The organism is Kribbella sp. NPDC104740 (assembly GCF_055583505.1).
Genome location: NZ_JBVJNV010000006.1, coordinates 113,176 through 124,932 on the forward strand (window position 1 = coordinate 113,176; position 11,757 = coordinate 124,932).

General features: G+C 69.3%; 9 protein-coding genes. 7 read left to right on the forward strand and 2 right to left on the reverse strand.

The annotated features are described in order from the left end of the window. Window positions 1-5 precede the first annotated feature (5 nt). From ACZ6Z4_RS28615 to uvrB, 5 genes are all read left to right on the forward strand, one after another. Window positions 6-1,163, forward strand: a complete 1,158-nt coding sequence (locus ACZ6Z4_RS28615; protein ID WP_465570472.1) for a PrsW family intramembrane metalloprotease — start codon at window positions 6-8, stop codon at window positions 1,161-1,163. Then, a complete protein-coding gene (locus tag ACZ6Z4_RS28620; RefSeq protein WP_465570475.1) occupies window positions 1,160-2,161 on the forward strand; it encodes a hypothetical protein in 1,002 nt (333 codons plus the stop codon). The genes ACZ6Z4_RS28615 and ACZ6Z4_RS28620 overlap by 4 nt, the downstream gene beginning before the upstream one ends. After that, window positions 2,158-3,150 (forward strand): hypothetical protein, encoded by a 993-nt coding sequence (locus tag ACZ6Z4_RS28625; protein ID WP_465570481.1) that lies wholly within the window; start codon window positions 2,158-2,160, stop codon window positions 3,148-3,150. The genes ACZ6Z4_RS28620 and ACZ6Z4_RS28625 overlap by 4 nt, the downstream gene beginning before the upstream one ends. Before the next feature lie 31 nt (window positions 3,151-3,181). Next, window positions 3,182-3,982, forward strand: a complete 801-nt coding sequence (locus ACZ6Z4_RS28630) for a hypothetical protein (protein ID WP_465570489.1) — start codon at window positions 3,182-3,184, stop codon at window positions 3,980-3,982. Between the two features lie 69 nt (window positions 3,983-4,051). Then, window positions 4,052-6,154 (forward strand): excinuclease ABC subunit UvrB, encoded by a 2,103-nt coding sequence (uvrB, locus tag ACZ6Z4_RS28635; protein WP_465570494.1) that lies wholly within the window; start codon window positions 4,052-4,054, stop codon window positions 6,152-6,154. A gap of 2,264 nt (window positions 6,155-8,418) precedes the next feature. On the opposite strand, the gene ACZ6Z4_RS28640 is transcribed toward uvrB, so the two are convergent. Both ACZ6Z4_RS28640 and ACZ6Z4_RS28645 read right to left on the reverse strand, forming a co-directional pair. Next, entirely contained in the window at window positions 8,419-8,976 is a 558-nt protein-coding gene (locus ACZ6Z4_RS28640; protein ID WP_465570502.1) for a GNAT family N-acetyltransferase, read from the reverse strand. Then, window positions 8,973-9,908 carry a nitrilase-related carbon-nitrogen hydrolase gene (locus ACZ6Z4_RS28645; RefSeq protein ID WP_465570505.1) on the reverse strand — a complete coding sequence of 312 codons (936 nt, stop codon included), beginning with the start codon at window positions 9,906-9,908 and terminating at the stop codon, window positions 8,973-8,975. The genes ACZ6Z4_RS28640 and ACZ6Z4_RS28645 overlap by 4 nt, the downstream gene beginning before the upstream one ends. A gap of 81 nt (window positions 9,909-9,989) precedes the next feature. On the opposite strand from ACZ6Z4_RS28645, the gene ACZ6Z4_RS28650 reads away from it, so the two are divergent. Together ACZ6Z4_RS28650 and ACZ6Z4_RS28655 are read left to right on the forward strand one after the other, a co-directional pair. Continuing rightward, window positions 9,990-10,346 (forward strand): MmcQ/YjbR family DNA-binding protein, encoded by a 357-nt coding sequence (locus tag ACZ6Z4_RS28650; RefSeq protein WP_465570510.1) that lies wholly within the window; start codon window positions 9,990-9,992, stop codon window positions 10,344-10,346. Window positions 10,347-10,599: 253 nt separating this feature from the next. Then, complete coding sequence (locus tag ACZ6Z4_RS28655; protein WP_465570513.1) at window positions 10,600-11,736, forward strand: TerC family protein; 1,137 nt, start codon at window positions 10,600-10,602, stop codon at window positions 11,734-11,736. Window positions 11,737-11,757: the final 21 nt, after the last annotated feature.

Genomic DNA, 11,757 nt, shown 5'->3' on the forward strand with positions numbered 1-11,757 from the left:
AGAGCGTGGAGTGTCCCCGCTGCGGCTCCGAGGTCCCCGACGTCTCGCAGTTCTGCCACCACTGTGGCAGCGGACTGCGGTCGGCGGACCCGGGGCGCAAGAACGCGTACGCCGCCAGGCCGGACGAGCCGGTGGCCTCGTTCAAGCTGGTGTCGACGATCATGCCGCAGGGCTCCGGCCAGCAGCCGTACACCTACAAGGTGGCGCTCGGCATCGCCCTGCTGCTGACCGTGGTGACCGCCGCGCTCGGCGCACTGCCGGTGGCGATCATGGTGGCCGCGTTCGCGATCCCGATCGTCTACGTGCTCTACCTGTACGACGTGAACCTGTGGGAGGACGAGCCGATCCCCGTGGTCGTGGCTGCGTTCCTGCTGACCGGCGTACTGGCTGCGGTGTTCACCTGGCTCTGGTCGGACCAGATCGGGCTGTCGCTGGACACCATCGGCAGCAACGACGCCGGTCCGGCCGGCCGTGACCTGCTCATCCTGCTGCTGCTCGTACCGGTCGTGTCGGTGCTGATCCAGCAGGCCGGGCCGCTCTACCTGGCCTCACGTCCCCGGTACGACGACCTGATGGACGGCTTCACCTTCGGGGTGGTCGCCGGTGTCGGGTTCGCCTGCTTCGAGACGCTGGTGCTGCACTGGGGCTGGATCAGCGGCGGCTTCGCCGGTCCGGGCTCGGGTGCCGGCACGTGGATCTCGATCGTGGTGCTGCAGGGCTTCGTGAAGCCGCTGATCTACGGCTCCGCGGCCGGGCTGGCCGTGGCCGAGTTCTCCGGGCTCGGCGAGGGGTACGACGGGTTCACGCCGCGCTGGGTGTTCGGTGTGGTGCAGGCGATCGCGGTGAACGCGCTGTTCCAGGGCGGGGTGTACCTGCTCGGGTTCGTCGGTGGACAGGGCTCCTGGATCGGAGCGGTGCTCGGGGTGATCTGGGGCCTGCTGCTGCTCGGCGCGCTGATCGTGCTGGTCCGCACCGTGCTGCACAAGGGGCTGCTGGAGGCAGCGCTCGAGGCGGCCGCTCGCGGTGGGTCCAACCACGCGTCCGGTGAGCAGGCGTTCTGCACCCGGTGCGAGATGCCGCTGCTGCCGCACTCGGACTTCTGCTCCGCCTGCGGGAACGCGGTGCGGTCGGTGCCCAAGTCGGAGCGAGGGGTCGTCGCATGAGCAACCAGCAACCGCCGTACCAGGGCCGGCCGCCGCAGCAGCCGTACCAGGGGCAGCCGCCGTACCAGGGGCAGCCGCCGCAGCAGCCGCCGTACCAGGGGCCGCCGCAAGGGCAGCCGCCGTACCAGGGGCAGCCTCCTCAGCAGCCGCCGTACCAGCAGGGGCCTCCGCCTCAGCAGCAGCGGCCGCCGTACCAGGGACAGCCGCCACACCAGCCGCCGTACCAGCAAGGCCCGCCGCCGCAGTACCAAGGCCAGCAGCCCTACCAGGGCCAGCCGCAGTACCAGCAGGGCCCGCCGCCGCAGTACCAGCAGCCCTACCCGCCGCAACAGCAGCAGTGGGGACCGGGCCCGCAGTTCCAGCAGGGCTCCCGCGGCGGCCAGGGCAGCAAGAAGATCCTGCTGCTCGCCGGTGGCGCGCTCGCTGTCGTGGTGGTGATCGGTGTCGTGCTGGCGCTGGTCTTCGGCCGCAGCGACGACAACAACGTGCAGCCGGGACCTGACCCGCAGCCGACCGGTCAGCCGACCCAGGGCACCGACAAGGGCATCGAGGTCGGGGAGGGTGTCTTCGTCGATCCGGCCTCGGGGTACCTTCGCAAGACGCTCGAGGGCTTCAAGGGCGTCTACCTGCTCAAGCAGGGGGAGGGCTACTTCATGGTGCAGACGCTCAAGGCGGGCAACGACACCGCCGACACCGTGCTGCCGGTGCTGATCGCCAGCGAGAAGAAGGCGCGGCCGACCGGCTTCAAGGTCAAGCCGGTGGAGAAGGACTCGCCGGCCGCCGGGGACAACTCGCCGGTCAAGCAGGTCTCGACGCAGGCGTTCCAGTCGACCGCGACCGGTCAGGGCGGCAGCTTCGGCGTGATGGGCTTCGTCGGGGTGATCGAGCGCAACGACGGGATCATGACGATCGTCCAGGTGTACGGCCGGCAGGACAAGGCCGAGACGCTGAAGGTGGACACCACCGCCATGTTCCGGTCGGTGGTTGCGAGCCAGTGAGCAACAAGCGCGACAAGGGCCCGGCCGACAACCCCTGGGTCCGCAAGACCGACCCGGACCCGGCTGAGGGGGCAGCTCCCGAGGAGGAGCTGCCGCCGTCGCCGTGGTCGCTGGAGGTCCCGCCACGCCCTTCGCCGTGGACGGACCAGGGCACGCCGGCTCCTCCTGCCAACGGCGGGTGGGGCCGGGCGAGCACTGACCAGCCGACGAAACCTGACCTCTCAGCGACGGGTACGCCGACCACTGGTTCTTCCAGCTCCGGTACGCCGACCGCTGGTGGCTGGGGCGGCGACAAGGCTGCTGCCAGCGGCGCGACCGAGACCAGCTCCGCCTGGGGCGACAAGGTCGGCCCGCCGTCGCTGCGGCGCCCGGAGCCGGTCAAGAAGAAGCCGCCGGTCCCGCCGCTGCTGCTGCCGATCGCCGGTGGCCTGGCCGTGGTGCTGCTGGTGGCGGTGGCGCTCGTCGTACTGACCGGTGGTGACGACAAGGCCAAGCCGCCGACTCCGACCGTGACGACACCGCCGGCGTCGACGTACACGCCGCCGGCGAACGCGATCGCCGTCGACCACGGGGTCTCGATCGTCCCGGCCAACGGCTGGAGTCTGCTCACCACGGAGACGCAGGGCAAGCAGCTGGTCACCTACGCGCCGAACCGCGAGCCGCTGGCGTTCCTGTGGGTGCGGCAGAAGCTGAACGTCTCCGCGCAGACCTACCTGCTGGGCATCGTCGAGGGCGAGACCGAGAACGAGACCACCCAGCTGGGCGCCGTACGGAACCTGCCGTGCCCGAAGGACGTCTTGGTGGAGTGCGCCGCGATCAGCTACAGCTCCACGGTCCCCGGCAAGGGCAAGGTCCAGGGGTCGGTCGAGGTGTACCGGCGCAAGGACGGGGTCGTGACGGCGCTCGACTTCCGCACCAGTACGACGTACGCCGCGAAGGCCGAGTCCGAGGCGGCCCCGATGAAGCAGTCGGTCATCGACAGCCTGTGATCACCCCGCCCAACCAGTGCGAGAGGCCCTGATGAGTCAGCAGTACGGACCTCCCCAGAACCAGTACCAGCAGCCGGTCCAGCCGCCGCAGCAGCAGGGCGGCTGGGGGCCGGGGCCTGGGTACCCGGCGCACTACCGGCCGGGTGGCCGGAAGAACCGCAGGACCCAGTGGATCGTGATCGTCGGCGCGGTGCTGGCCGTCGTACTGATCGCTACTGGTGCTGTGCTGCTGGTCACGTCCGGCAAGAAGGACAGCCCGGCAGCGCCGGTTGCCGGTGAGACGCTGACGCCTGCTCCGGTCGGCACGATGTACACGCCGCCGGCGCCGTCGCCGACCGAGACCCAGATCACCAAGGGCCCGTACGACAAGGGCGTCGAGATCGGCGGGGGAGTCTGGTTCACGCCGGCCAAGGGCTGGGTCAAGGACCCGGACACCACCCGCTCCGGGCACAGCTACCTGCTGCCCGAGCCGGGCCGGCCGGGCGCGATCGACGGCTACTTCTGGATCCGGCAGACCAAGTTGATGGGCGCCAAGCAGTTCGCCGAGCACCTGGTCGACGTCGAGTCCAACAACCTCGACCACGTGGTGATCGGCAAGGGCAGCTTCCGGCCCTGCCCGAACAAGGCGCTCAAGCTCTGCTACGCGACCAACTACTCCGCGGTGGTGCCGGTCAAGGGCAAGAAGCCGGTCGTGTTCTCCGGGTTCGTGCAGGCCTTCGAGGACCACACCGGGCAGACCACGGCCACCGACGCGGCCCTGCAGCGCGAGGTCTGGCCGAAGCGCAAGCAGGAGATCCTGAACATGAACGGGACCCTGGTCCGGTCCTTCTGAGGGCTTCCCGTACGGCGTACGGGAGCGCGTGTTCGAAAACTGTCGGCGGGTGCCCGTACGGTGGAGGGCATGAGACAGGTCTCGGATCTCCAGCGTATGGTCGCGCCGCTGCAGGTGGTGTCCGACTTCGACCCGGCGGGTGACCAGCCGGCCGCGATCGACGAGCTCGAGCGCCGGATCAACGCCGGCGAGCAGGACGTCGTCCTGCTCGGCGCCACCGGTACGGGCAAGACCGCGACGATGGCCTGGCTGGCCGAGCGGGTCCAGCGCCCGATGCTGATCCTGCAGCCGAACAAGACGCTGGCCGCCCAGTTCGCGAACGAGCTGCGCCAGTTCTTCCCGGAGAACGCGGTCGAGTACTTCGTCTCGTACTACGACTACTACCAGCCCGAGGCGTACGTCCCGCAGACCGACACCTACATCGAGAAGGACTCCTCGATCAACGAGGAGGTCGAGCGGCTGCGGCACTCCGCGACCTGGTCGCTGCTGACCCGGCGCGACGTGATCGTGGTCGCGACGGTGTCCTGCATCTACGGTCTCGGTTCGGCGGACGAGTACCTGAACCGGATGATCCACGTGAAGGTCGGCGACGAGACCGACCGGGACGGGCTGCTCCGCAAACTGGTCGGTGTGCAGTACGCGCGCAACGACCTGGCCGGCACCCGCGGCACGTTCCGGGTCCGCGGCGACACGCTCGAGGTGTTCCCGGTGTACCAGGAGCTCGCCGTCCGGGTGGAGTTCTTCGGCGACGAGATCGAGCGGCTGATGACGCTGCACCCGGTCACCGGCGAGGTGCTCAGCGAGGAGACCGAGCTCTACATCGGTGCCGCGACGCACTACGTCACCGCCCCGGAGAAGATGGAGCGCGCGATCACCTCGATCGAGGCGGAGCTGGCCGACCGGCTGGCCGAGCTGGAGCGCGGCGGGCAGCTGCTGGAGGCGCAGCGGCTGCGGATGCGCACGACGTACGACATCGAGATGATGCGCCAGATCGGAACGTGCTCGGGTATCGAGAACTACTCGCGCCACACCGACGGCCGCGAGGCCGGCACGGCGCCGCACTGTCTGCTCGACTACTTCCCCGAGGACTTCCTGCTGGTCATCGACGAGTCGCACGTCACCGTCCCGCAGATCGGCGGGATGTACGAGGGCGACATGTCCCGCAAGCGCACCCTCGTCGAGCACGGCTTCCGCCTGCCCTCGGCGATGGACAACCGCCCGCTGCGCTGGGAGGAGTTCCTGGAGCGGATCGGCCAGACCGTCTACCTGTCCGCGACCCCCGGCCAGTACGAGCAGGACAAGTCCGACGGCTTCGTCGAGCAGATCATCCGCCCGACCGGCCTGATCGACCCCGAGGTGATCGTCAAGCCGACCAAGGGCCAGATCGACGACCTGATCCACGAGATCCGGATCCGCGTCGAACGCAACGAACGCGTCCTGGTCACCACCCTGACCAAGAAGATGTCCGAGGACCTCACCGACTACCTGCTCGAGATGGGCATCCGGACCAGGTACCTGCACAGCGAGGTCGACACCCTGCGCCGCGTCGAGCTCCTCCGCGAGCTCCGGATGGGCGAGTACGACGTCCTCGTCGGCATCAACCTGCTCCGCGAGGGCCTCGACCTCCCCGAGGTCTCCCTGGTCGCGATCCTCGACGCCGACAAGGAAGGCTTCCTCCGCTCCGGTCGCTCCCTCATCCAGACCATCGGCCGAGCCGCGAGAAACGTCTCCGGCGCCGTCTTCATGTACGCCGACAAGATCACCCCGTCGATGGAACAAGCCATCGACGAAACCAACCGCCGCCGCGCCAAACAGGTCGCCTACAACACCGAACACGGCGTCGACCCGCAACCCCTGCGCAAGAAGATCGCCGACATCACCGACATGCTCGCCCGCGAGGACGCCGACACCGCCGAGCTGCTAGGCAACGGCCGAACCCAGTCCCGAGGCAAAGCCCCCGTCCCCGGCGGCGGCAAGAAGGCCGGCGAAAAGGCCAAGGAACTGGCCGGCGGCCTCCCATCGTCGGACCTCGCCGACCTCATCCAGCAACTCACCGACCAGATGCACACTGCTGCGGCCGAACTCCAGTTCGAGGTAGCGGCGCGCTACCGCGATGAGATCTCAGAGCTGAAGAAGGAACTCCGCCAGATGGTCAACGCGGGCGCGAAGTAGGCAAGGCGCGGCCCCGGCCGGCGGGAGCGACAGCTTCCGCCAGCCGGGCCGCCGCCGACCAGAGGCGGTTCCCGCCACCCGCCCAGCAGACCAGGCAATTGCTGCCATCCGCCCAGCAGACCAGAGGCGGCTCCCCGGTTACCCGCCTACAGACCCGAAGCAGCTCTCGCCAGCCGCGTTGTAGGTCCGAAGCAGCTCTCGCCAGCCGCGTTGTAGGTCCGAAGCAGCTCTCGCCAGCCGCGTTGTAGGTCCGAAGCAGCTCCCGCCGGCCGCGTTGTAGGTCCGAAGCAGCTCCCGCCGGCCGTTTCCCCGGCGCTGGCTCCAACCTCTCGCGCTTCTCCGGCGGGACGCCAAGTGCCCGGCCCATCCACGGCCGGGAGGGTTGAGTTCCCGCGCCCCTGCCCGGCGCGGCGCCCCAGTGGCGCCGACCGAGTTGCCTCGCGCGAACAACGCCGCTCTTCTGCGAACCAGCTCCGCGGGAGCCGCTGGTGTCGTCCGAGCCCATGGCGCGCCGGCGGCGCCGGGCAACACCTGCAAGACCACCACACCACCGGGCCTACCGCCTCAAGCTGGACCCTCCGGTACGCCGGGAGCGAGAGCCGGGGCACCGGGCGAGCAACCGGTGTCCCCCGAGCGCACGGCGATCCGGAGAAGCGGTCACTCCCGCAGACCAGCACGCCACCTGTTCCGCGCCCCCGCTCCTGCTGACAAGCGCAAGCACGGCTGTTCGAGCCAGCCGATCGCGGCTGAGCTACTCGTGCCAGCGAGCTACCTGTGCCAGCCCGGCTAAATACCCGAACAGATCCATGCCCACCCGAGCAGATCCATGCCGACCCGAGGTCCATGCCCGCCCGAGCAGATCCATGCCGCGCGCGGATCTACGCGACCCGAGCAGATCCACGCTCAGCCGGCACCGGTTGCCTCCGGCGAGGACGCCGTACGCCGCGTTGCCGGGTAATCACATCCGCTGCCCGCTGCCCGCTGCCGGCTGACGGCTCTGCAGGAGCAATGCCGCTCCCGCTCCGCGCTTGCATCGGGCGCTCTCGCCTGCCTCCGCGAGGCAGTTCGGCGTACGCCTGTTGGAGCGAGCCGCTGCTGCCAAGCGGGAGCTCGGCTGCTTGAGCCAGACGATCGCGGCCCGGGCTACTCGCGCCAGCGAGCTACCAGCGCGAGCCCGGCTGGCTACCCGAGCAGATCCATGCCCAACCGCGCGGATCCACGCGACCGAGCAGATCCACGCGTCCCGGGCAGATTCATGCCCACCCGCGCGGATCCACGCGCCCCGAACAGATCCACGTTCAGCCGGCGCCCGGTTGCCTCCAGCGAGGCGTTCGCCGCAGTACCCGCTCAGGTGCCGGCCTGAGACAAACCGCCTCGCGCGGCGAGGCATCGCAGACCCGGCCCGATCGGGGCCCGGCCTGCACCCCGACAACACATGCCACTCCGCCTGCAACCCCGCGTCGTGCGCACCGGCGGGTCAACTCGACGCTCGGCTTCCTGGCCTGCCGAAGCCGCCCGCGAATGATCCCGGCGCACATCCGCCTGCGTTCGCCGACGGCACCGGCAGGCGTCAGGCGTCAGGCTGTCTGCTCGGTGCGCTGGTGACGCTCGACTTCAGGGACGGGGAAATCGCCGGGGCGCCGGCGGTGGGGCTCGGGGGCGGCATTTGGTGGCTGGTCGACGTGCACCACCGACCAAGCAGCGGATTGCGACGCGACACGCCGCGACACGCCGTTGAAGGCGACGGTTTGCGGAGGTTGGTCAGTGGTGGGTGTCGGCCCCGTCGGGCCAAGCACGGACGGCACTGCTGCTCGAGCGAGGTGACCGCGCCGGACCGGGCGGGTGGAGGCCGCTGCTTGAACGCCGGCCGGTGGGTGGGGAGACTGCCGCGTGCCGCGTGCCGCGTGCCGCGTGCCGCGTGCCGCGTGCCGGGTGAGCCGACCGCACCGACCGACTGCGGGTCTTAGCGCAGCGATCCCTTGCCTGCTTGGCTTTCCGCGGCCGGAACGCCGGTGGCTTCGGCGGATGCGCGGAGTGCTTCCTGGGCGCGCGAGTAAGTAACACCACCGGTGCCGGTGCCGGTGCCGGGTGCCCCGGGCCGTGTGCCGCGTGCCCGGGCCGTGGAGCGTGCCGCGTGCCCCGACGCCAGGCGCCGCACGCTCGTCGTCCGGTCAGGCGGCTCCGTCCGTCGCGAGGGGACGTGCGGGTCACCTGCCGTGTCCGCACCCTGCCGCGGGGCTTGTTCGGACTGGGGAGAGCTCCAGCTAGCGGGTGATCAGTGACGCCGCGTCGGGCCAGGTCATTCTCAGGCACTTGGGAGAGCCGGTGAGGCGTGAGGAGTCGCCGCCCGGCGGTGGGACGGGGGCCGTGCCGGAGCGAGTGGCGCCGCGGGCTTCGTAGAAGTGTTGGGCTGGGGTGTTCTGTTCTAGGACCCAGAGGTAGAGGGCGGGGCTCGCGGCCTGGTGGAGGACTGATTGGGCGGCGTGGGAGAGGAGTTGGGTGCCGAGGCCTGAGCGGTGTCGGGTGGTGCGGACGTGGAGGTTGTCGACGAGGCTGCCCCAGTGGGGGTCGGTGTTGAACTGGACGTGGACGAAGCCGACGAGGTGGTTGTCCTGTACGGCGAGGGTGGTGGCGCTGACAGGCGAGGCGGCTTCGGTGGTGAGGCGGGTGGTCCAGACTGCTTGGCGTTCGGGGAGGATGTTGCCGTCTAGGTAGGTGTCGGCGTAGGCGCCTCGGTAGTGGGTTCGCCAGCTGTCGGCGTGGAGCTCGGCGACTTGGGTGGCGTCTTCGGGGCGGGCTTGGCGGAAGTGCAGGGGGCTCATCGCGGGGCCTTCGGGGTGGTGGTGTGGTGCGGGGACTCGTCGACGTGCAGGGTGAAGATGTCGGGGCGCGAGTAGTGGCCGGCGGCGTCGAAGTCGAAGTGGGCGCGGTCGAGGTCGGCCAGGTCGAGTTCGGCGAGGAGGACGCCTTCGGTGCCGCGGAGGGGGCCGGCGAGGACGTCGCCGAGGGGAGAGACGATGACGCTGCCGCCGTCGATCAGGACGGTCGAAGGGTCGTCGCCCTGGACGGGGTGGACGTCGTCGGGGAGGTCCGCGCGGGTGAGGTACTGGTTGGCGCTGATCACGAAGCAGCGGCCTTCGAGGGCGACGTGGCGCATCGTCGCCTGCCACTGGTCGCGGTCGTCGACGGTGGGGGCGCACCAGATCTCGACGCCCTTGGAGTACATGGTCTGCCGGAGCAGCGGCATGTAGTTCTCCCAGCAGATCGCCGCACCGAGTACGCCGTACGGCGTACCGACGGCAGGCAGTGTCGAGCCGTCGCCCTGACCCCACAGGAAGCGTTCGGCCGCGGTCGGCATCAGCTTGCGGTGCTTCGCGACCAGTCCGCTGAGCGGGTCGAAGAACAGCGCGGTGCAGTACAGCGTCCCGCCGTCGCGCTCGATGACGCCGGCGACGATGTGGATCCCGAGCTCGGCCGACAGCTCAGCGAGCCGCGCGGTCTCCGGTCCGGGGACGTCGACGGCCGCCTCGCGGTAGCGGCGAAACACGTCGCGACCAGCGGGCGACCGCGAACCGACCGTCACCCCGAAGTCGAGCCCCTTCGGGTAGCCACCGAGGAACGCCTCCGGCAGTACGACGAGCCGCGCGCCCGCCGACGCCGCCTCGCGCACGTACCGCTCGGCCTTGACCAAAGTCGCGGGCGTGTCGAACAGAGTGGAGCCGGCCTGAACCGCGGCGACCACAACGGAAGTCATGGCCGAAAGCCTAGGCGAGCCCACCCGCGCCGCGGCCGGGTTTACGCTGCGGTGAGACCACCGACAGCAGGGGAGCGCGCGATGGCGAGACTCGGCGCGGACGAGGTGCTCGAGCACTGTCTGGGCAAGCCCGGCGCCTGGCAGGACGAGCCGTGGGAGGGCGACGTGGTCGCCAAGGTGAGCGAGAAGATCTTCGCGTTCCTCGGCGCGGACACGGTCGGGATGAAGTGCGGCGCGAACCGCGACGAGGCCGACGAGCTGATCGGGACCTACCCCGACGACGTCACCGTGATGCCCTACATCGGGCGCTCGGGCTGGAACACGGTCCGCCTCGGCGGCGCCGTGCCGGACGAGGAGATCCTCGAGCTGGTCGACACGTCGTACGCGATCGTGGTGAGCAAGCTGCCGAAGAGCAGACGTCCACCGACACAAACCTGATCACGCAGTGAAGTTGTTCCCCGCGCGCAGCGTGATCATCTCGACATCCGGGTACCGGGACGCCGATTTGGAAACTCGGACATCGACCCGCCAGAATGGGGGCAGTTGAAGGGGAGTATTCCTTCGCGGCGGTATCGTCATCACGGTCAGGGAGTTCGTCTCCACGCCCGGTACCGCCGGCCAGGCCCGAGGATTCGAGCCAGGCGGAAGAGACCTTCGGAGTCCACTTTCGCTTGCGCTCCGGAGGTTGCCTGTGCACGTCCACGATTACGTCTGGTACATCACGGTCGGGGTCCTGCTCGCCCTGCTGGCGTTCGACGTCTTCATCATCGGCCGGCGGCCGCACGAACCCACGACCAAGGAGTCCGCGACCGCGATCGCGTTCTACGTCGGGCTGGCGATCGTGTTCGGGCTCGGGGTCTGGGCCTTCTCCGGCGGTCAGTACGCCGGGGAGTTCTTCGCCGGGTGGCTGACGGAGTACAGCCTCAGCGTCGACAACCTGTTCATCTTCCTGATCATCATGTCCAGGTTCCAGGTGCCCAGGAAGTACCAGCAGACCGCGCTGCTGATCGGCATCATCCTGGCGCTGTTCTTCCGCGGCATCTTCATCGCCGTCGGCGCGGCCGCGATCAACCAGTTCTCCTGGGTCTTCTACCTGTTCGGCGCGTTCCTGGTCTACACCGCGGTGCACCTGGCGATGCAGGGCGAGAACGATGACGACGACTACAAGGAGAACGCGGTCATCCGGTTCGCCCGCAAGCGGCTGAACGCGACCGACGAGTACAACGGCGTCAAGCTGACCGTGATCAAGAACGGCAAGCGGCTCGTCACGCCGATGGCGATCGTCATCGTCGCCCTCGGTACGACGGACCTGCTGTTCGCGCTGGACTCGATCCCCGCGATCTACGGCCTGACCCAGGAGCCGTTCCTGGTTTTCACCGCGAACGTGTTCGCGCTGATGGGTCTGCGGCAGCTGTACTTCCTGCTCGGTGACCTGCTGAAGCGCCTGATCTACCTGTCGATCGGCCTGTCGGTGGTGCTCGCGTTCATCGGTGTGAAGCTGGTCTTCCACGCGATGCACGAGAACGAGCTGCCGTTCATCAACGGCGGCGAGCACATCAAGTGGGCGCCGGAGATCCCGATCTCGGTGTCGCTGGGCTTCATCATCGTGACTCTGGGCATCACCACGGTCCTGAGCCTGTGGAAGTCGCGCAAGATCGCGGCTGCCGAGGCTGCGAACGGCGAGGCTGCTCCTGCCGGTGAGACCGCTGGTGGCGAGCTGGACGAGTCGACGGCGCGGCCGCAGGACGAGGTCGACCCGCAGACGAAGGCGGAGATCGACGGACTGTCGGAGCCGGAGCCGCACGAGACGGACTCGAAGAAGCCGTGAGCTGACGTAGCAAGAGGCCCC